This window comes from Flavonifractor porci (assembly GCF_037572415.1).
Lineage (GTDB): Bacteria > Bacillota > Clostridia > Oscillospirales > Oscillospiraceae > Flavonifractor > Flavonifractor porci.
Genome location: NZ_JBBHLB010000013.1, coordinates 58,345 through 78,150, shown reverse-complemented (window position 1 = coordinate 78,150; position 19,806 = coordinate 58,345). Strand labels below are relative to the sequence as shown.

Sequence of the window (19,806 nt, the reverse complement as noted above, 5' to 3'; positions counted from 1 at the left end):
CCGCCGGCACAAGTGTGCATTCGCGCACACCACTTTCTTACAGTACTGTGGTATGCTGGTTTCAACCCTTGAAACCCCGCAGTTCATGAAAGGAAGTGTCTCTATGAAAAAAAGGACCCGCATGGCCGCTCTGGCCCTCACTGTGGTGCTGGGCACCGGCACCGCCGCCCTGGCCGCCGGTAATCTGGTCAGCATCGCCGTCAACCCGGGCATGAAGCTGTCCATCGACGGCGAGGCCTTTGTGCCCAAGGACGTCAACGGCAAGGAAATGGACGTGTTCGCCTACAACGGCACCACCTATGTGCCCATCCGGGCCATCAGTGAGGCCTTCGGCAAGGAAGTGGGCTACGACGCCGCCACCCAGACCGCCGTCATTCAGTCCGTAAAGCCCCCCTACGATCCCGACAAGGTAGACTATGTACTCTCCGTGGAGCCCGAGCCCTACGTCAATGACAACGGCGAGGAGGAGCTGTGGTACAACGGCGTGGGCTATGAGTTCCGCTGGTGGCTGCCCGAGGAGCAGCAGAACAGCAGCTTTACCGTCAAGCTGGTGGAGGGCCAGCTGCCTGACGGCATCACCCTGTTGGGCGACCACCTGGAGGGCGAGTGCCAGGCCGCCGGTGAAACCGACGTGACCTTTACCGTCACCCCCAGAAAGGGCGACCCCGTCACCCGCACCCTCCACTTCCGGTTCGTGGAGTCCGGCGAATTTGCGGTGGCCCCCATCATCCTGTGGGGCAAGGTAGGCGACACCGTGGACCGGGCCGGCATCAACTCCTTCTATGACGGCATCTTCTACACCGCCGACGACCTGACCGCCGACCGGGAGATCCCCGGCGCCTCCCCCCTGGGTACCCAGGCCACCCTGGACGCTCTGGCCGAGTACGGTCTGTCTCTGGACCATGAGGTCATTGAGAATGAGGACGGCTACCGCTGGGCAGACAAGTACCTGACCGGCACCTTTACCAAGGCCACCGACGGCTGGGTGAAGATCTCCATCCCGGTATACGCCACCGCCGGTACCTCCAACCCGGACTTCCCTATGGAGGAGAACTTCTGGTTCTACGACGATGAAAACGGCGATACCCGGCTGGTCCACGGCAATGTGGACGTCTACCTCAATATTATCGGCTTCTGATCCACGATTCCCATCTTTCTTTCCCTATACAGAAGGGGCCCGGCGCAATGCGCCGGGCCCCTTCTGTCTGTTTTACGGTTGGTCTGCCGGGCTTTGCGCCCCGGTCTTGCCGTAGTCCTCCATCACCTTGCGGCCCCATTTCAGGGGGTCCTCCCCCTTCTTGAGCCGCAGGGCCAGGTAGGGCTTCTCCCCGGCGGAGAAGAGCAGCCGCCCCCGGTAGTGCTCCAGGGCGCACAGGGCGCTCACCCGCTGGAGGTCAAAGCCGTCCAGATAAAATTGCAGGCCGCCCCCCTGCTGGCGGATCTGCACCACCCCATTCTCGGCGGCGGCCGCCCGCAGCAGAGCCACCGAAATCAGGTTGTTCACCGTCCGGGGCGGGTCGCCGTAGCGGTCGATGAGCTCGTCGGTGACGTCGTCGGCGTCGGCCTCGGTGCGGATGGCGGCGATCCGCCGGTACAGGTCCATCCGCTCCTCCGGGGAGGGGACGTACCGGTCGGGGATGGAGGCCGCCACACTGAGGTCGGCGGCGCACTCGGTGCGCTTGGGGATGGGCTCCCCCCGCTCCTCCAGCACCGCCTCCTCCAGCAGCCGCAGGTACATATCGTAGCCCACACTGAGCATGAAGCCGGACTGCTCCGGGCCCAGGATGTTGCCCGCGCCCCGGATCTCCAGGTCGCGCATGGCGATCTTGAAGCCGGAGCCGAACTCGGCAAACTCCCGGATGGCCCCCAGCCGCTTGGAGGCCACCTCGGTGAGCACCTTCCCCTGCCGGTAGGTCAGGTAGGCGAAGGCCCGGCGGGTGGACCGGCCCACACGGCCTCTGATCTGGTGGAGCTGGGCCAGACCCATCTTGTCAGCGTCCTCAATGATGAGGGTGTTGGCGTTGGCAATGTCGATGCCGGTCTCGATGATGGTGGTACACACCAGCACATCCACCTCGCCCTCGCTCATACGGGTCATGACCTCGTTCAATTCTTCCTGGCTCATTTTGCCATGGGCCACCGCCACCTCCACGTCCTCCCCCAGCATCTCCTTGATGCGGGCGGCGGTGCGGGTGATGGTGTCCACCCGGTTGTGGAGGTAGTACACCTGGCCGCCCCGCTCCAGCTCCCGGCGGGCGGCGTCCATCAGCACGCCCCAGTCGTGCTCCAGCACATAGGTCTGCACCGGCTGGCGGTCCATGGGGGGCTCCTCCAGGGTGGACATATCCCGGATACCCGAGAGGGCCATGTTGAGGGTACGGGGAATGGGAGTAGCCGAAAGGGTGAGCACGTCCACCTGGCGGGACAGCTCCTTGAGCCGCTCCTTGTGCTGGACGCCGAAGCGCTGCTCCTCGTCGATGACCAGCAGCCCCAGGTCCTTGAAGGTCACATCCTTCTGGAAAAGCCGGTGGGTGCCGATCAAGAGGTCGATCTGCCCCGCCGACAGCCGCCGCAGGGTCTCTTTCATCTGGGCAGCGGTGCGGAACCGGCTCACCACGTCGATCTCCACCGGGTACTTGGCAAAGCGCTGCTTGGCGGACAGGTAGTGCTGCCGGGCCAGCACGGTGGTGGGCACCAGAATGGCGGCCTGCTTGCCGTCCAGCACGCACTTCATAATGGCCCGGAAGGCCACCTCGGTCTTGCCGTAGCCCACGTCGCCGCACAGCAGCCGGTCCATGGGCCGGGCGGTCTCCATGTCCCGCTTGATCTCGGCGATGCACCGCAGCTGGTCGTCGGTCTCGGCGTACTCGAACTGCTCCTCAAACTCGTGCATCCACTCGGAGTCGGGAGAGAAGGCGAAGCCGGGCTGCCGCTGCCGCTGGGCGTACAGCTGGATCAAGCCCTTGGCCAGGTCCTTTACCGCCTTCTTGGCCTTGGACTTGGCCCGCTCCCAGTCGCCGCCTCCCAGCTTGGACAGCTTGCGCTTCTCGTTGGCGTCCTCGCCGCCGCCGATATACTTGCTCACCAGATCCAGCTGGGTGGCGGGGACGTACAGAATGTCGGTGCCGGCATAGGCGATCTTCACATAGTCCTTCTCAATGCCGTCCACCACTTTCTTGGTCATCTCCACGAACCGGCCCACGCCGTGGTGCTCGTGGACCACCAGATCCCCGGGGGACAGGTCGGCATAGGATTTCAGCTTCTGCCGGTTGGTTGCGGGCTTGCTCCGGCGCTTCTTGCCCAGGGCGGACTGGCCCTCGGTGAGTACCGCCAGCCGCCCCACCGGGTACTCCATACCGGCAGTCACGCCCCCCACGGCAATGACCGCCTTGCCGTAGCCGGGCAGCTCGTGAAGCTCGAAGTCCACGGCGGTGGTCATCTTCTGCTCCCGCAGCAGGGCCTGGAGGTTGAGGGCCCGCTGCTGGCTGCTCACCAGCACCACGGTACGGAAGCCCTCGGAGACGTAATGGGCCAGGTCGGAGACGGCGGTCTCCAGGCTGGCGCCGTAAGAGGGCAGCTGCTTGGCCAGCAGGTTGATCACCGTCCGGGGCCGCCGGGGATAGGTGGAGGCGGCGAAGGCGTCCAGGTAGCACACCGGCCACTCCTCCATCACCTGCCACAGCTCCTCGGGGGTGCGGGCAAAGTCGGCCAGATCCCCCGCCAGCTCGCCCCGCTCCATCAGGGACTTGGCGTCCTCCCCCAGCTGCCACAGGTAGTTCTTCCCCCGCTCGGCCACCCGGCCACTCTCGCTGAAGAGTATTACCGCATCCTCCGGCAGATAGTCGGCCGCCGTGGCCATCTGGGGGTAGATCAGGCTTACATACCGGTCCATGGCCGGGAAGGAGGTACCGGCGTCCAGCCGCTCCCGGTCCTCCTCCAGGGTCTGGACCAGCTTTTCCGCCCCCTTGCGCTTGCGGGTACGGACAATCAGCTTGTCCAGGCCCTCCAGCAGCCCCGCCCAGCCGCCGGGGGTGAACTGGGGCAGCACCTCGGCGGCAGGCAGAATCTCCGCCTCGCTGATGTTCTGAATGCGGCGCTGGGTGTCCGGGTCGAAGAAGCCCATGGCGTCCACTTCGTCCCCGAAGAACTCCACACGCACCGGCTTCTGGTGGGCGGGAGAGAAGAAGTCCAGGATGCCGCCCCGCAGGGCAAACTGGCCCACACCCTCCACCTGCTGGCACCGGGCGTACCCGGCGGCGGTGAGGGTGTCGGTGAGCTCGTTCAGGTCATGGGCCTCCCCCATCCGCACCACCTGGGCCGCCTGGGTGAGCAGGGTCTTGGGGATGGTGCGCTGGAGGAGGGACTCCACCGTACACACCAGCAGGGGGCACTCCCCCGCCGCCAGGGCACGCAGGACGGACAGCCGCCGGTGCTCATACTGCCGGGACACCACCGCCGCGTTGTGGAAGGTGAACTCCCGGGCGGACAGGGTGGCCACCTTCTCCCCGGAGAGGGCGGCCAGGTCCTTCTCCATCCGCTGGGCCTCCCCCTCGTCGGCGCACACCACCACCACCGGCCGCTCCAGCTCCTGATGGAGCCCGGCGGCAAAGTGGGCCCGGTGGACCGCCGATAATCCGGAGAAGGCCACAGGGCAGGCCCCGTTGTCAATGGCCGCCGTCAGGGCACAATATTCCGGGATATCCTTCAGCGCGGACAGCAGTTGTTTCATGGTACACCTCGAAGATATAGAAAAATTTGGAAGTCATAAGCGCACCTTACCCCGGTGCAAGGGTCAGCCTCAGAGGGCCTCCCCCTCCGCCTGACGGCAGAGGGCCAGAATGCCCTCCACCGTGCGGAAGGAGTCCCTGGGCACCCGGGTGGGCTGGATCTGGATGCCCAGATCCTCCAGTCCCTCCAGCAGGTCGATCATAGCCAGGGAGTCCAGGATACCCTCCTCCAGCAGGTCGGCTCCGGGGCGGAGGGCGTCCTGAGTGCCGCAGACCTGCACCAGCAGGTCCCGGATCACATCGTCACCCATCATCATAGCATCTCCTCCAGCCGTTTCCGGTCGCATTTTCCGTTGGGGGTCAGGGGCAGCCGGTCCAACAGCCTCCACTGACTGGGAATCTGATAGGGGGGCAGCAAATCCGCCAGGGCCTGAGCCAGCGTTTCCGGCTCCAGCCCGGACCCCTCCACGAAGGCGGTCAGGCCCTTCACCTGTCCCGCCCCATCCCGCCGGGGGAGCACCGCCGCCCGCTCCACCTGGGGCAGGGCCTCCAGCGCTCCTTCGATGCGGGCAGGTTCCAGCCGGTACCCCTTGTACTTCAGCTGTAAATCCCGCCGCCCCGCCCAGTAGAGCAGTCCGTTTTCCACATAACCCAGGTCCCCTGTGGAATACTTCCCCCCAAACCGTGGTGCCACACTGGCTCCGGTGAGGACGATCTCCCCTTCCTCCAGGGAGATATCCACAGCCCCCTCCCCAACGGTGCCGATGGGCAGGGGCCCACCGCACATCTCCCGGGAAATAGGGACGGCGCACACGGCGCAGGTGGCCTCGGTGGGACCGTAAGCGTTGAGGAGGGCCACGCCGGGAAACCGCTCCAGCAGCCGCCGGGCGGCGGCGGGGGGCAATACCTCCCCGCAGGAAAAGACCGTCCGCAGCCGGGGCAGCTTGGCGGGGTCGAAGGATGGCTCCGTCAGGCAGAGGCGCAAAAAGGAGGGGGTGGCCACCAGCAAAGACAGGTCGCTTTCCTCCAATCGGCGGAACAGGGCGGCAAAGTTCTCCTTTTCCCCTGGGGTGAGGGCCACATGGGTGCCGCCCCCCAGCAGGGACAGATAGAGGTCGGCCACCGACAGGTCAAAGGACCAGGCGGCCTGACCTACCGCCGTCCCGCCCAGGACGGCGGCGATCTCCGGCAGAGCGGAGGCCCAACGAAGGAAGTGCTCCAGATTGCTCAGGCTCACCTCCACCAGCTTGGGCGTTCCGGTGCTGCCCGAGGTAAAGATCTCATAGGCGATGCGGTTGGGGTCGTCGGGGGACGGGCAGGACGATCCGGAGGAAAAGCCCTCCTCCGCTTTTTGCCGGTCCAGCAGGACCGCCCCCGCCTGCTCCAGCAGTTCCCGCTGTCCCGCCAGGGGCAACAGGGGGTCCAGAGGCAGGTAGGGCCGCCCCGCCAGCAGGCAGGCCACAAAGGCCACCGGCACCCAAACCTCACCCGGGTCCCCGATGAGGGCCACCGGGCCGGTCCCTTCCACCTTTAGCTTGGCCGCCAGCCCCTGGGCCATGGGCCACAGCTCCCCCCAGCGGACCACTTCCTCCCCCGCCATCAGGGCGGGCCGGTCCCCCAGAGATTCACTGTGGGCCTTGATTCGTTCCAGCAGCATAGCGCTCTCCTTTCAGCGCGGTAACATCTGATCCGCCGGGATGAGGGCGGGATCAAAGAGCACCTTGGAGTGGTTGTCCAGCAGCAGCTGCCGGCCCACTTCCGCCCCGGTGGCCCGGTCGCAGGCCATGCGGTAGACCTGGCTTACCCGGTAGTATTCCTCACCCTCCCGGACATAACCGCTCCCCTCCTCCCGCAGCCGGTAGCGCAGGGGGAAGGGGGCCGTCCCCCTCAGCTCGCCGCACAGATCGTCCTCGTCCAGCCACACCCGCAGCTGGACCGGCTGGTCGGTGTCGTTGCGGAAGCGGTAATCCACATGGGGATAAAAAATGGAGGTGCCGGTGCCGAAGGGCACCCGGCGGCGGTCGTCGGGAAAGAGGGCGTCCGAGTGGTGGTGCAGCTCGGTGACGGTGAGGGGGCTGTGGAGCACCAGGTAGTGGATCAGGTTGGCCAGCTGGCACAGCCCGCCCCCCACCGCCCGGCCCAGGGTCCCGCTTGCAATGGTGAGCCCGTCCTGGTAGCCCTTCCGGGCGGAGGGCTTGCCCACCAGGCGCCAGAAGGAGAAGCTCTCCCCCGGCGCCACCACCACCCCGTCGATGTGGGCGGCGGCCAGGGCCAGATTGGTCCGCTTGCTGCGCTGCAGGTCCATATCCACTCCGCTCAAACGCCGGAGCACCGGGGAGCGGTGCCCCTTGAGGAGCACGGGCAGCTCCTCCTCACACCGCCAGGTGGACCAGTGCGCCCCGGTCCGCCAATCCGCCAGGGCCTTGCGTTTCCCCTCTTTCCACAGGGAGATCCGGTAGCACACCGGACCATACTGACAAAACAGCCTGCGTCCCGCCATGGAGACCACCTCCCAAATCCGGCGCGCCCCCCTGTGAAAAAGGAGCGGGCGCGCCCGCTCCTTTTATCCTAGCATCCCCGGTTGGAATTGCAAGTTACGATTTGGCAACAGCGGCCCACAGGTTCAAAGCCGGCGCATCATGCGCCGCTCCCGGTAGGTGGTTCCGTCAAAGGTATACTGAATCTCTCCCACGGTTTGAAAGCCCAGCTTTTCGTACATCTGATAGGCCGCCGTATTTTCCAATTCCACATGAAGATAGAGCTCCTCTACCTTCCTCTCTTCTTTCATAAACTCCAGGAAACGGCGTACCGCCTCTTTGCCCAGTCCCTGTCCCTGATACTGTGCGCCGATCATAAACCGGCTCATGCACCAGCCCGGAATTTCGGGGTCATAATCAAACAGGACAAAGCCCACCATCGTGTCATCGGAATAGACGGCCCGGGTGTACAGGCCCTCTTCAAACCGGGCCTCTGCCAAAGAGCGGGCATTATCTGCCACAAAGCCGGTCTGGTCGTCTCTCACCTTCAGACAGATGCAGTCCATGTAATTTCTTTGATCAATTTTGCGAAAAGTAATCATATTTTCCTCAGCCGTTGAATTTGTTCATGGCCTTGTCGGGCCCCTCAGCAATGAGGCACTCCACCGCCTTGCCCGCCTTCTCGATGGCGGCGGTGATGGTCTTGAGGTCCTCCCCCACAAACTTGGAGAGCACCCAGTCGGCCATGTCGTAATCGGGATGGGGCTTCTCCCCCACGCCCACCTTCACCCGGGGGAACTGGTCGGTGCCCAGGTGCTGGATGATATTTTTCAGGCCGTTGTGGCCCCCGGCGGAGCCCCCCTTGCGGATACGCAGTTTGCCGATGGGCAGGGACACGTCGTCGGAGATGACCAGCACATGGTCGGCAGGGATCTTGTAAAACCGGGCGGCCTCCCCCACCGCCTCGCCGGACAGGTTCATATAGGTCACCGGCTTCATGAGCAGCACCTTGGCGCCCCCCAGCTCCACCGTGTTGGTGAGGGCGCGGTACTTCAGCTTCTGCACCGGTACCCGCTGCTCCTCGGCGATATGGTCGATGGCGAGAAAGCCCACGTTGTGCCGGGTATTTTCATATTTGTCCCCGGGATTGCCCAGGCCCACCACCAGCCACTCCACGCCGGAGGCTCGATTTTTGTTGAAAAACATAATGGCTCCTTAAACAGGCAAAGGCGGGGGCAAGCCCCCGCCCTAAATTTGTCAAACAAGTGGCCGCAGCCACTTGTTTGAATGGGATGCAGCCCGCTGCACGCAGGATCTGTCCGCCAAAGCGGACAGATCCCACACTTGCAGGCTGAGAAGTGTTTTCAGCCACGCACATGTCGCGGCTGAAAACAGATAAGATCGTTTTCGTGCCTGCGGGCACGAACTCTGCGAGGCTCTTTTACCGTGCCCTGTATCGGCGCGGTGGTTTCGTATCTAGGGTCGAACCTGCCGGGGGCAGATTCGATGCCAATCAGGCGCAAGCCACCTTTTATGGCAGACAACGTCCCCCCTGGACGGTCATTACACAAAGAGCTTGGAGACGGAAACTTCCTCGTAGATGCGCTCGATGGCCTCGGCAAACATATGGGCCACGGACAGATACTTGATCTTGTCGCAGTTCACGCCCTGCTTGGCGGGGACGGTATCCAGGAAGTACAGCTCCTTGATGACGCTCTTCTCGATGCGCTCCACAGCGGGGCCGGAGAGCACGCCGTGGCTGGCGCAGGCGATGACGTCGGTAGCGCCGCCGATCTCCACCAGGGCCTGAGCGGCGCCGCACAGGGAGCCGGCGGTATCCACCATGTCGTCAAACAGGATAACCTTCTTGCCCCGGACGTCGCCGATGATGTTCATGACCTCGGAGGAGTTGGCCTTCTGACGGCGCTTGTCCACGATAGCCAGACCCATGCCCAGCTTCTGGGCAAAGGCGCGGGCCCGGGCCACGGAGCCCACGTCGGGGGACACCACGATGACCTCGTCCTCGTGGCCGTTGAAGCGGTCGTGGAGGTAGTTGGTGAAGATGGGGTTGCCCAGCAGGTTATCCACGGGGATGTCGAAGAAGCCCTGGATCTGGTTGGCGTGCAGATCCATGGTGAGCACCCGGTCGGCGCCGGCGCGGGTGATCAGGTTGGCCACCAGCTTGGCGGAGATGGGATCGCGGGGCTTGGTCTTGCGGTCCTGACGGGCGTAGCCGAAGTAAGGCATCACGGCGGTGATCCGACCGGCGGAGGCCCGCTTCAGGGCGTCGATCATAATGAGCAGTTCCATCAGGTTGTCGTTGACGGGAGAGCTGGTGGACTGGACCACGAACACATCGGAGCCGCGGACAGTCTCGTAAATGGAGACAAAGTTTTCTCCGTCGGAGAAGGCGCCCACCTCGGCGTTGCCCAGCTCCATGCCCATCTCCTTGCAGATGGCCTCAGCCAGCTGGCGGTTGGAAGTGCCGGAAAAGATCTTAATGTCCTTACCGTGTGCGATCATCTTTCAAACATCCTCTCACAAAATTAGTGTTCTTTGTCTTTGGTTCAGATCGGAATTATTTTCTGTCCCATCAGCGGGACGGGTTCACTTTCTTCTGGACCGGCGGGCAGCCCACTGCTTCTTCACCGCCTGGCGGGGCCGGGCGATGGCCAGGGAGTCGGCGGGCACGTCGTCGGTGATGGTGGAGCCGGCGGCGGTGTAGGCGCCGTCTCCTACCCGCACGGGGGCAACCAGATTGGTGTTGCAGCCGATAAAGGCGTCGTCGCCGATGGCGGTGCGGTACTTGCCCACCCCGTCATAGTTGACGGTGACGGTGCCGCAGCCCAGGTCCACCCGGCAGCCCACGTCGGCATCTCCCACATAGGTCAGGTGGGAGATCTTGCTATCCTCTCCCACGGTGGAGTTCTTCAGTTCCACAAAGCCGCCTACCCTTACATTGGCGCCCACGTGACAGCTGGGACGGATACAGGCGAAGGGTCCGATTTTGGCGCCGGCGTCCACGGTGCTCTCGCTGAGCTGGGAGGCATTGACCGTCACGTTATCGCCCAGGGCGCAGTCCCGGATCATGGTATTGGGGCCCAGCTCACAGCCGGTCCCGATCACCGTCTCGCCCCGCAGGATGGTGCCGGGCAGGATCACCGTGCCCCTGCCCACCCGGACCCGGGGTCCGGCATAACAGGTGTTGGGGTCCATCATACGTACGCCGCTTTCCAGCAGGCGGTAGGCTCCGTAATTGCGGGCGGTCAGCTCGGCCTCCACCCGGCCCTCGGGGCCGCTCTTGAGCAGGGCGGCGCTCTGATACCAGATGCTGCGGCCGCCCAGCTTGTCGGCGTTTTCCTTCAGGGCCTCGTCCAGGCCGCTGCCGTCGGCCAGAGCCTGGGCCAGCAGGGCCGCGTCAATGCGGCACACGCCAGTATCCTTATTATCCAGAGGACCGGCGGCGCTGTCATCCACCAGCTGCCGGGCGCTCTGCCAGGAGAGGAGCACCGGCCGGGTCAGGATGAGCACCTTTCCCTCCAGCTTGCCCAGAAAGGCCATCAGCTGGTCCAGGGCGTCCTCGGTGCCGCCGGTGACGAATTCCGTTTCCACAGGGAAGCAGGCCTCCGCCTTTTCCCGGTCGTCGCTGTGGCACACCACAAAAAACTGTTGCACGCCGGCGCTCTCCAGCGCCTGGGCCAGCCACAGGGCAGCCGGATCAAAGAGCAGCTCCTCCAGCATGGGAGACACGCCGGTCCCCTCCCGGGGCAGGAACACTACCGCTCCAGTCGCGCTCATACCTGAGATCACCTCAAAAAACAATGGATTTGCCTGTTCGCCGGGCGGACAGTCCGCACCGGGGCGTATTCTAAAATCATTATAGCAAAACAGTCGGGAAAATGCACCGAAATTTTGAAAAAATCCCGTCTTTTTTTCCAACTTGGGCCCCTTGCACAAGGAAAGAGCGGTCTTTACCCTTTCTTTACCGCGTTTCCACCGAAGGCGGGCCGGGGCAGACATGCCGTCCGGTACAGGGCGGTCCGCCGCCAGATACCCAGCACCTCCGCCGTGGCGCACAGCTTGTCGGCCAGGCACACCGCCGCCGCCGTCCGGCTGCGGGGGGCCCTGGAGGCCAGAGGCCACATATGGGCCAGGATGCCGTTCTCCTCCTCCCGGCTCAAACCTCCGCACAGATCCCTGGCATTGCGCTCCGCCGCCAGAGGATGGGCAAAGCACTGTTTATAGGAGGGCAGGCTTTTAGGGTCGTACAGATACAGATCATGGAGCAGTCCCGCCCGGGCCGCCGCCCGTCCGTCCCGCCCCCACCGCCGGGCCAGGCGGAAGGCCACATAGGACACGAACAGGCTGTGCTCAAAACAGGACACCCCCGGATGATGACGGATCTCCTTCATGGCCTGCACCGGCTGGGACACCAGCAGCTCCCCCACGCAGTCCAGATAGGCCGCCCAGTGTTCTTCCCGCACAATACCATACCTCCTCTCCGGTCTTGCTCCCCCCTTATTATATCCCCCCGCACCCCGGCCCGCAACCCTATCCTGCCTCTGCTGCGCTGGTACAAACTGGCTGGCCGCCCCTCCCGCTTGCTTGCTCACTTTCCACAGTTGATTTTTAGAAATAGCGGGGGTATAATGAAACGAAGGGTTTATTAGGGGAGAAATTGAAATTATCTGGAGGTCATTCACAATGAAAGAAGTCTACGTAGTCAACTGCTGCCGTACTGCTGTCGGCTCCTTCGGGGGCAGCCTGAAGGACACTCCCGCCACCGATCTGGGCGCCGTTGTGGTCAAGGAGGCCCTGAACCGCTCCGGCCTGAAGCCTGAGCAGGTGGACGAGCTGATGTTTGGCTGTATCCTCACCGCCGCCCAGGGCCAGAACCCCGCCCGTCAGGTGGGCGTGAAGGCCGGCCTGCCCTACTCCGTGCCCGCCTACACCGTGGGTATGGTGTGCGGCTCCGGCATGAAGAGCGTCATCGAGGGCGCCCGCGCCATCCTGGCCGGCGACGCCGACGTGATCGTGGCCGGCGGCACCGAGAATATGTCCGCCGCTCCCTACGCTCTGCCCGCTGAGCGCTGGGGCGCCCGCATGGGCGACAAGAAGGTCGTGGACACCATGATCAAGGACGGCCTGTGGGACGCTTACAACAACTACCACATGGGCACCACCGCTGAGAACATCGCCGACGTGTGGGGCATCACCCGCGAGGAGATGGACGCCTTCGCCGTGTCCTCTCAGAACAAGACCGAGGCCGCCCAGGCCGCCGGCAAGTTCGCCGACGAGATCGTGCCCGTCATGATCAAGAAGAAGAAGGAAATGGTGGAGTTCAAGGTGGATGAGTTCCCCAAGGCCGGCGTCACCATGGAATCCGTGGCCAAGCTGCGCGGCGCCTTCCCCGTGGGTCCCGAGGGCGTGGAGGACGAGATCGTCCACACCTTTGAGGTCACCCAGGTCCACACCGACGACGCCAAGCAGCACGTCCAGCGGGTCACCGCCGCCAACGCCTCCGGCATCAACGACGGCGCCGCCGCCATCGTGCTGGCCTCCGGCGAGGCTGTGGAGAAGTACGGCCTGAAGCCCATGGCCAAGCTGATCGGCTGGGGCCAGGGGGGCGTGGATCCCAAGATCATGGGCGTGGGCCCCGTGCCCGCCTCCCGCAACGCCATGGCCAAGGCCGGCGTGACCATCGAGGACATCGACCTGGTGGAGGCCAACGAGGCCTTTGCCGCTCAGTCCATCGCCGTGGCCCGTGAGCTGGGCTTCGACATGGAGAAGGTCAACGTCAACGGCGGCGCCATCTCCATCGGCCACCCCGTGGGCGCTTCCGGCGCCCGCATCATCGTCACCCTGCTGCACGAGATGGCCAAGCGCGACGACGCCAAGAAGGGTCTGGCCACCCTGTGCATCGGCGGCGGCATGGGTGTCGCCACCATTTTCGAGAAGTGCTGATCCATCCGTAACTTCAAACCGGAGGGCTGTTTACCGGCCCTCCGGCTTGAAAATAATGTGATTTAAGGAGGACACTCCAATGGCCAAGTTTGTCACTGTGGAAGAGGCTGTGGCCCTCATCCCTGACGGCGCCACCATCATGGTAGGCGGCTTCATGGGCTGCGGTACCGCCCACAAGATCATCGACGCCCTGTCCAAGTCCGGCAAGGGCAACTTTACCATCATCTCCAACGACGGCTCCATGCCCGGCGGCCCTCTGGGTGAGGACTACTATGGCGTGGCCAAGCTGATCCACAACCGGCAGGTCAAGCACCTGATCGCCACCCATGTGGGTCTGAACCCCGAGGTTGCCCTGCTGATGAACGAGGGCACCATGAAGGTGGACCTGATCCCCCAGGGCTCCCTGGCCGAGATGATCCGCGCCAACGGCGCCGGCCTGGGCGGCGTGCTCACCCCCACCGGCGTGGGCACCATCGTGGAGGACAACAAGGATTTCTGCCTGGGTAAGCAGACCATCGAGGGCCGCGACTACCTGCTGATGAAGACCGTCCACGCCGACGTGGCCATCATCTGCGGCAACAAGATCGACAAGGCCGGCAACGTGTGGTACAAGGGCACCACCCGCAACTTCAACCTGCCCATGGCCACCGCCGCCGATCTGGTCATCGCCGAGGCCGACCATGTGGTGGAGATCGGCGAGATCGAGCCCGAGAACGTGCACACCTACGGCGTGTTCGTGGACTACGTTGTGGATGGAGGGAAAGCGTAATGGAAAAGTCTGAGATCAAGGGCTTTATCGCCAAGCGTGTCGCCAAGGAACTGAAGGACGGCGACGTGGTCAACCTGGGCATCGGCCTGCCCACTCTGGTCCCCCACTACCTGCCCGAGGGCGTGAAGGTGACCCTCCAGTCCGAGAACGGCATCGTGGGTACCGGCACCGTCAATGACGAGAACAAGGATCCCCTGTACGTCACCGACGCCGGCGGCGCTCCCGCCGCTGTGGCCCCCGGCGGCGCTTTCATCGACTCCTGCTCCTCCTTCGGCCTGATCCGCGGCGGCCATGTGGACGCCACCATTCTGGGCGGCCTGGAGGTGGACGAGGAGGGCTCTCTGTCCAACTGGATCATCCCCGGCAAGAAAGTGCCCGGCATGGGCGGCGCCATGGACCTGCTGGTGGGCGCCAAGCACGTCATCGTCGCCATGGAGCACACCGCCAAGGGCAATCCCAAGATCCTGAAGAAGTGCCGTCTGCCCTACACCGCCGTGCACTGCATCACCAAGATCATCACCGAGATGGCCGTGATCAACGTGACCGACAAGGGTCTGGAGCTGGTGGAGTACAACCCCGAGTTCACCGTGGAGCAGATCCAGGCTGCCACCGAGGCTACCCTGATCGTCTCCCCCGACCTGAAGCCCATGTGCTGATCGGCTTAACGCCACATACAGACGTCCCGCGGGAAACCGCGGGGCGTTTTTTATATCCCGCCCGCCGTTTGCCGCAGAGATACGCTCCGGCCCGCCCGCGCCGAAAACCGGAAGAAAAACGTCACACTTTTTTAAGGATTTCCCCCTGCCCCTGCGTGTATACTAACTGTATTAAGATGTGTCATACACTTCCAGAAAGGAGATGCCAGGATGATCCAGCTCAATTACCGGGACGCCCGGCCCATCTACGAACAGGTGAAGGATGGACTGCGGCACCTGGTTGTGACGGGGGCCCTCCAGGCCGGGGACAAACTGCCATCGGTGCGGGCATTGGCCACGTCGCTGGCCATCAACCCCAACACCATCCAGCGGGCCTACGAGTCCCTGGAGCGGGAGGGCTATCTGTATACCGTGGCGGGCAAGGGCTCCTTTGCGGCTCCCCAGGCCGACGTAAATGCCGACCGGCGGGAGCGGCTGCTGAAGGACTTTGACTCCTCTGCCGCGGAACTGCTGTTTTTGGGCATGACGGCGGGGGAGCTGGCCCGCCGTCTGGACGAGGCCGCCGCCCGCCAGGCGGTGAGAGAGGAGAGGAAACCATGATCGAAGCCAAAAACGTGGTCAAGACCTTCGACGGCTTTAAAGCCCTGGACGGTCTGACCATGACGGTGCCCCAGGGCTCCATCTACGGCCTGGTGGGTCCTAACGGCGCGGGCAAGTCCACCCTGCTGCGCCACGTCACCGGGGTGTACCGGCAGGACTCCGGCTCGGTACTGCTGGACGGCAACCCCATCTACGAAAACCCCGCCGCCAAGGCCCGCATCGCCGACATTCCCGACGAGCTGTACTACTTTCTGTCCGCCTCCACCCGGGACATGATGCGCTTTTACAGGGGCTTTTATCCCCGGTTCGACACGGCCCGGTACGAGGCGCTGAAGGACGTGTTTACCAACGTGGACGAGGGCCAGCCCATCCGCCGCCTGTCCAAGGGGATGCAGAAGCAGTCCGCCTTCTGGGTGGCTCTGTGCTGCCGGCCGGAGGTGCTGGTGCTGGACGAACCGGTGGACGGCCTGGACCCGGTGATGCGCCGCCAGGTGTGGTCCCTGCTCATGGGGGACGTGGCCGAGCAGGGTACCACCGTGCTGGTGTCCTCCCATAACCTGCGGGAGCTGGAAGACGTATGCGACCATGTGGGCATCCTCTCCCACGGCAAGGTGCTCATTGAACGCTCCCTGTCCGATTTGCAGGAGAACGTGGTGAAAATGCAGATCGTGTTTCAGGAGCGGGAGATGCCCAAGCTGCCGGAGGATCTGGGGGTGCTCCATGTGTCCCAGGTGGGCCGCATCCATACCCTCATCATCCGGGGCAATTCCACCGACGTGACCAACCGTCTGGCGGTGTACGCTCCCATTCTGATGGAAGCTCTGCCCCTTACCCTGGAGGAGATCTTTATTTATGAGTTGGGAGGTGAGGACTATGGGGTCCGGGACATCGTACTTTAATATGACCCTCTTCCGCAAAAATCTGGCCCGGTTCTGGCCCATCTGGGGTCTGTACGCCCTGATCTGGGCGGTACTGCTGCCGGTAGGGGTGCTGCTGCGCCGGGACGGCTGGGACAAGGGCCTGGCCCGGGAGTTCCCCCTGCACCTGCTGTACCACAGCGGAAACATGGCCCTGGTGCTGGCCTTCCTCTTTGGCATCCTGTGCGCCATGGCGGTGTTCTCCTACCTCTACTCCTCCCGCTCGGTGGGGATGCTCCACGCCCTGCCCATGCGGCGGGAGGGCCTGTTCCTCACCAACTATCTGTCCGGTCTGGCCTTTCTGTGGGTCCCCAATTTCGGGGTCTTCCTGCTGGCTCTGATGGCAGAGGCCCTCAACGGCAAAGTGGTGTTCAGTTCCCTGTTCACCTGGCTGGTGGTCGCCTGCCTTTTGTGCCTGTTCTTTTACTCCTTTGCCGTGTTCTGCGCCATGTTCACCGGCCATATTCTGGCCCTGCCCGCCTTCTACCTGATCCTCAATTTTCTGGCCTCGTTCCTTACCTACCTGGTGGAGGGCATTGCCCGGGAATTTCTCTTCGGCTTCACCGGCGCGGTGTGGGCGGAGGAGTGGGCCATGTGGTTCACTCCCGCCCTCAAGCTGCTGCGATGCACCGGCCTGGACTACTCCACCAGCACTGTCCGGTACTGCGGCCTGGGTCTGGTAGTCCTTTACGCCCTCATCGGCCTGCTGCTGGCGGGCATTGCCCTGGCGGTCTACTGCCGCCGCCAGCTGGAGCGGGCGGGGGACGTGATCAGCGTGGGCTGGGTGCGCCCGGTGTTCCGCTACGGCATGGCCCTGTGCTGCGCCATCACCCTGGGCGCCTTTTTCTACTCCATCTTCTACACCCTGCTGCCCCGGGGCGCCTGGACCCTGTTGGGCTGGATGCTGCTGTGGGGGGCCTTTGGCTGCTTCATCGCGGAAATGTTGTTGAAAAAGCGGTTCTGGGTGTTCAAAACCAGCTGGAAGGGCTGCGTGGTCTTTCTGGTGTGCCTGGTAGGCGCCATGGCCACCCTGGAGCTGGATCTGCTGGGCTTTGAGCACCGGGTACCCGACGCCGCTCAGGTCAAGACGGTGGAGATCAGCGGTATCAACACCGCCCCCCGCGACAGCGGCGACTATCTGGTCTTCTCCACCTCCGATCCCCAGACCATTGAGCAGATCACCACCCTCCACTCCTCCATCACCGGCCGCAAGGGCGAACTGGAGGCCGTGCAGGCCAGAGGGGTCAGCACCGAGTCCTGGATCAGCGACTCCAACGGGCTGGACCTGCAGGTGGAGACCAGTACCACCGTGCGCCTGTGGTATGAGCTGACCGACGGCACCGTGCTGGAGCGGCGGTACGAACTGCCTGTTCGGCAGGAGGATCTGGAGGACGCCTCCTCCCCCGCCGCCCGGCTGTCCCAGCTCATCAACCAGCCCCAGGTGGCCAATCAGATCTACTTCGGCTCCATCGGCCAGAAGGACCGGCTGGTGGACGCCGCTCTGGTCAACCTTTACAACCCGGAGGACAACAGCTACGGCTTTGAGTACCTGCCCGCCGATCTGCTGAATCCCCTGCTGGAGGCCATACGGGCCGATGTTGCCGAGGGCAATCTGGGCCGCCGCTATCTGCTGGAGGACCAGGAGCGGATGGACAACTGCTGCTATGCCGACCTGGAGCTCACCTTCCGGCTGGATCAGTCCGGTACCTCCGGCGGCACCGCCCCCGCCAGCGAGGCCTCCACCTATACCGTCACCATCACCCTGCAAAAGAGCGCCGTCCACACCATGGAGGTGCTCAGCAGCTACCCCCACGCCTTCCTCTCCCAGGCGGAGGTCAACATACAGTCCAACAGCTGAACCCTCCGCCGCCATCCCTTCAGGGGCGCGCCGTCCAAAACGACGGCGCGCCCCTTTCACTTTTTAAAAAGCCTCGCAGAGTTTGCGCCCGCAGGCGCAAAATAAATTCAGATCTGTTTTTTCCGGGGACATGAGCCTCGGAAAAAACACTGCTCAGCCCACAAGCGTGCGCGCTTTGCGCGTGCGACGCAGCGGGCTGCATCCTGATCCCCAAAATGGCTTTGCCATTTTGGGGACTGCCGCGCCCTTTTGTTGCCTCTCCACAAATCCGACGACCTTTTTCCCAGTGTTGTGGGATACTTTTCCTTGATTTCTCAGCGTCATGTGCTATCATGTTGGTAAGTATCTCGGTAAGGAGGCTTGTGTATGATCGACCTGACCGTCCATCGCCAGGGCCTGGAGCATAACATCCGTATTGCCCGGGAAAACGGCGTGGTGATTCCCACCTTTGAAAATATGATCCATCCCGAGACGGTACCTCAGCCCATCCGGGACCGGCTGACCCATGTGGGCCTGTGGGATGTGGACCCGGCCAACCTGTTCCGCATCACCTGGAAGAACCAGCCGGTACCCACCGGCGGTCTGTACCGCTCCGCCCCCAACTACATCGAGCTGCCCCCCGCCCTCACCGGCGTGCCCGCCCGCATCCTGTGCCTGCCGGGCAAGTGGTTCCCCACTGGCTGCCACAAGGTGGGCGCCTCCTTCGGCTGTCTGGCGCCCCGTCTGGTCACCGGCCAGTTTGACGCCGCCTCCCAGAAGGCGGTGTGGCCCTCCACCGGCAACTACTGCCGGGGCGGCGCCTTCAACTCCAAGCTGCTGGGCGTCCACGGGGTGGCCATTCTCCCCGCCGGCATGAGCCAGGAGCGGTTTGACTGGCTGGCCTCCATCGACGCCGAGGTCATCAAGACCCCCGGCTGCGAGTCCAATGTGAAGGAGATCTTCGACAAGACCAACGAGCTGAGCCGTGACCCCAACTGTATGATCTTCAACCAGTTTGCCGAGATGGGCAACCACCTGTGGCACTATAAGGTCACCGGCGCGGCGGTGGCCGAGGCCTTTGAGGACGCCAAGCGCCCCGGCGACCGGCTGGCGGGCGCCTGCTTCACCTCCGGCTCCGCCGGCACCATCGGCTGCGGCGACTACCTGAAGGAGGTCTACCCCGCCATGAAGCTGGCGGTGGGCGAGGCGGTCCAGTGCCCCACCATCCTGAACAACGGCTTCGGCGACCACCGGGTGGAGGGCATCGGCGACAAGCACGTGCCCTGGATCCACGACGTAAAGAACACCGACATGGTGGTGGCTGTGGACGACAACGACGCCATGGCCCTGCTGCGGCTGTTCAACGAACCGGCGGGCAAGGCCCAGCTCATGGACGCCGGGGTGGACCCCCAGCTGGTGGAGCAGCTGTCCCTCATGGGCATCTCGGGCATTGCCAACGTGCTGTGCTGCATCAAGCTGGCCAAGTACTACGAGCTTACCGAGCACGATGTGGTATGCACCGTCCTCACCGACTCGGCGGATATGTACCGCTCCCGTCTGGCGGAGCTGACCGGGCAGCTGGGCGAGTACGACGCCAAAGCCGCCGCCTGGGACTTTGCCCTCCACCTGATGGGCCTGAAAACCGACTGCATGGCGGAGCTGGGCTACTACGACCGCAAGCGGGTCCACAACCTGAAGTACTACACCTGGGTGGAGCAGCAGGGCAAGACCACCGACGAGCTGGACGCCCTGTGGTACGGCACCGAGTGGGCCGACGTCCACAGCCAGGCCGACGCCCTGGATGAGCTGATCCGGGCCTTCAACGAGGAGACCGGGGTGCTGAAGAGCCTGTAAAAGGA

Annotated in this window: 17 protein-coding genes; 8 read left to right on the top strand and 9 right to left on the bottom strand. The window is 63.9% G+C overall.

The features are described 5' to 3' along the window. Window positions 1-103: 103 nt before the first annotated feature. Window positions 104-1,138: a stalk domain-containing protein gene (locus tag WHJ28_RS11920; RefSeq protein ID WP_340042339.1), complete on the top strand. Its 1,035-nt coding sequence runs from the start codon at window positions 104-106 to the stop codon at window positions 1,136-1,138. Between the two features lie 72 nt (window positions 1,139-1,210). Here the strand turns inward: WHJ28_RS11920 and mfd are convergent, their stop codons facing one another. From mfd to WHJ28_RS11875, 9 genes are all read right to left on the bottom strand, one after another. Beyond that, window positions 1,211-4,729, bottom strand: coding sequence for a transcription-repair coupling factor (gene mfd / locus WHJ28_RS11915; RefSeq protein ID WP_340042338.1), 3,519 nt, complete (start codon window positions 4,727-4,729; stop codon window positions 1,211-1,213). A 69-nt stretch (window positions 4,730-4,798) separates the two neighbouring features. Further along, a complete protein-coding gene (locus WHJ28_RS11910) occupies window positions 4,799-5,044 on the bottom strand; it encodes a phosphopantetheine-binding protein (RefSeq protein ID WP_340042337.1) in 246 nt (81 codons plus the stop codon). Continuing rightward, entirely contained in the window at window positions 5,041-6,384 is a 1,344-nt protein-coding gene (locus WHJ28_RS11905; RefSeq protein WP_340042336.1) for an AMP-binding protein, read from the bottom strand. The genes WHJ28_RS11910 and WHJ28_RS11905 overlap by 4 nt, the downstream gene beginning before the upstream one ends. 12 nt (window positions 6,385-6,396) lie before the next feature. Further along, window positions 6,397-7,227 (bottom strand): VanW family protein, encoded by an 831-nt coding sequence (locus WHJ28_RS11900; protein ID WP_340042335.1) that lies wholly within the window; start codon window positions 7,225-7,227, stop codon window positions 6,397-6,399. A 123-nt stretch (window positions 7,228-7,350) separates the two neighbouring features. Then, window positions 7,351-7,806, bottom strand: coding sequence for a GNAT family N-acetyltransferase (locus tag WHJ28_RS11895; protein WP_340042334.1), 456 nt, complete (start codon window positions 7,804-7,806; stop codon window positions 7,351-7,353). A gap of 7 nt (window positions 7,807-7,813) precedes the next feature. Continuing rightward, window positions 7,814-8,410, bottom strand: coding sequence for an aminoacyl-tRNA hydrolase (gene pth / locus WHJ28_RS11890; protein WP_340042333.1), 597 nt, complete (start codon window positions 8,408-8,410; stop codon window positions 7,814-7,816). Window positions 8,411-8,767: 357 nt separating this feature from the next. Continuing rightward, the gene (locus WHJ28_RS11885; protein ID WP_340042332.1) at window positions 8,768-9,727 is read right to left on the bottom strand and encodes a ribose-phosphate pyrophosphokinase; all 960 of its coding nucleotides are present in this window, start codon (window positions 9,725-9,727) and stop codon (window positions 8,768-8,770) included. 84 nt (window positions 9,728-9,811) lie between these two features. Next, a complete protein-coding gene (locus WHJ28_RS11880; RefSeq protein ID WP_340042331.1) occupies window positions 9,812-11,002 on the bottom strand; it encodes a DapH/DapD/GlmU-related protein in 1,191 nt (396 codons plus the stop codon). Window positions 11,003-11,175: 173 nt separating this feature from the next. Then, window positions 11,176-11,688, bottom strand: coding sequence for an HD domain-containing protein (locus tag WHJ28_RS11875; RefSeq protein WP_340042330.1), 513 nt, complete (start codon window positions 11,686-11,688; stop codon window positions 11,176-11,178). 220 nt (window positions 11,689-11,908) lie between these two features. On the opposite strand from WHJ28_RS11875, the gene WHJ28_RS11870 reads away from it, so the two are divergent. The 7 genes from WHJ28_RS11870 (at window position 11,909) to WHJ28_RS11840 (ending at window position 19,801) form a co-directional block, all read left to right on the top strand. After that, on the top strand, window positions 11,909-13,168 hold the full coding sequence (locus WHJ28_RS11870) for an acetyl-CoA C-acetyltransferase (protein WP_340042329.1): 1,260 nt from the start codon (window positions 11,909-11,911) through the stop codon (window positions 13,166-13,168). Window positions 13,169-13,247: 79 nt separating this feature from the next. Then, window positions 13,248-13,937, top strand: a complete 690-nt coding sequence (locus WHJ28_RS11865; RefSeq protein ID WP_340042328.1) for a CoA transferase subunit A — start codon at window positions 13,248-13,250, stop codon at window positions 13,935-13,937. Next, window positions 13,937-14,593, top strand: a complete 657-nt coding sequence (locus WHJ28_RS11860; RefSeq protein ID WP_340042327.1) for a 3-oxoacid CoA-transferase subunit B — start codon at window positions 13,937-13,939, stop codon at window positions 14,591-14,593. The genes WHJ28_RS11865 and WHJ28_RS11860 overlap by 1 nt, the downstream gene beginning before the upstream one ends. A 210-nt stretch (window positions 14,594-14,803) precedes the next feature. Then, complete coding sequence (locus tag WHJ28_RS11855; RefSeq protein ID WP_087187310.1) at window positions 14,804-15,193, top strand: GntR family transcriptional regulator; 390 nt, start codon at window positions 14,804-14,806, stop codon at window positions 15,191-15,193. After that, window positions 15,190-16,092: an ABC transporter ATP-binding protein gene (locus WHJ28_RS11850; RefSeq protein ID WP_340042326.1), complete on the top strand. Its 903-nt coding sequence runs from the start codon at window positions 15,190-15,192 to the stop codon at window positions 16,090-16,092. The genes WHJ28_RS11855 and WHJ28_RS11850 overlap by 4 nt, the downstream gene beginning before the upstream one ends. Next, a complete protein-coding gene (locus WHJ28_RS11845; protein WP_340042325.1) occupies window positions 16,046-17,968 on the top strand; it encodes a hypothetical protein in 1,923 nt (640 codons plus the stop codon). Before WHJ28_RS11850 ends, WHJ28_RS11845 begins: the two co-directional genes overlap by 47 nt. A gap of 366 nt (window positions 17,969-18,334) precedes the next feature. Next, complete coding sequence (locus WHJ28_RS11840; protein WP_340042324.1) at window positions 18,335-19,801, top strand: pyridoxal-phosphate dependent enzyme; 1,467 nt, start codon at window positions 18,335-18,337, stop codon at window positions 19,799-19,801. The last annotated feature ends 5 nt before the right edge of the window (window positions 19,802-19,806 follow it).

Bases quoted from the DNA above. Each gene is read 5' to 3' on its own strand.
- WHJ28_RS11920 (WP_340042339.1), top strand. From the start codon at position 104: ATGAAAAAAAGGACCCGCATGGCCGCTCTGGCCCTCACTGTGGTGCTG.
- mfd (WP_340042338.1), bottom strand. From the start codon at position 4,729: ATGAAACAACTGCTGTCCGCGCTGAAGGATATCCCGGAATATTGTGCC.
- WHJ28_RS11910 (WP_340042337.1), bottom strand. From the start codon at position 5,044: ATGATGATGGGTGACGATGTGATCCGGGACCTGCTGGTGCAGGTCTGC.
- WHJ28_RS11905 (WP_340042336.1), bottom strand. From the start codon at position 6,384: ATGCTGCTGGAACGAATCAAGGCCCACAGTGAATCTCTGGGGGACCGG.
- WHJ28_RS11900 (WP_340042335.1), bottom strand. From the start codon at position 7,227: ATGGCGGGACGCAGGCTGTTTTGTCAGTATGGTCCGGTGTGCTACCGG.
- WHJ28_RS11895 (WP_340042334.1), bottom strand. From the start codon at position 7,806: ATGATTACTTTTCGCAAAATTGATCAAAGAAATTACATGGACTGCATC.
- pth (WP_340042333.1), bottom strand. From the start codon at position 8,410: ATGTTTTTCAACAAAAATCGAGCCTCCGGCGTGGAGTGGCTGGTGGTG.
- WHJ28_RS11885 (WP_340042332.1), bottom strand. From the start codon at position 9,727: ATGATCGCACACGGTAAGGACATTAAGATCTTTTCCGGCACTTCCAAC.
- WHJ28_RS11880 (WP_340042331.1), bottom strand. From the start codon at position 11,002: ATGAGCGCGACTGGAGCGGTAGTGTTCCTGCCCCGGGAGGGGACCGGC.
- WHJ28_RS11870 (WP_340042329.1), top strand. From the start codon at position 11,909: ATGAAAGAAGTCTACGTAGTCAACTGCTGCCGTACTGCTGTCGGCTCC.
- WHJ28_RS11865 (WP_340042328.1), top strand. From the start codon at position 13,248: ATGGCCAAGTTTGTCACTGTGGAAGAGGCTGTGGCCCTCATCCCTGAC.
- WHJ28_RS11860 (WP_340042327.1), top strand. From the start codon at position 13,937: ATGGAAAAGTCTGAGATCAAGGGCTTTATCGCCAAGCGTGTCGCCAAG.
- WHJ28_RS11855 (WP_087187310.1), top strand. From the start codon at position 14,804: ATGATCCAGCTCAATTACCGGGACGCCCGGCCCATCTACGAACAGGTG.
- WHJ28_RS11850 (WP_340042326.1), top strand. From the start codon at position 15,190: ATGATCGAAGCCAAAAACGTGGTCAAGACCTTCGACGGCTTTAAAGCC.
- WHJ28_RS11845 (WP_340042325.1), top strand. From the start codon at position 16,046: ATGAGTTGGGAGGTGAGGACTATGGGGTCCGGGACATCGTACTTTAAT.
- WHJ28_RS11840 (WP_340042324.1), top strand. From the start codon at position 18,335: ATGATCGACCTGACCGTCCATCGCCAGGGCCTGGAGCATAACATCCGT.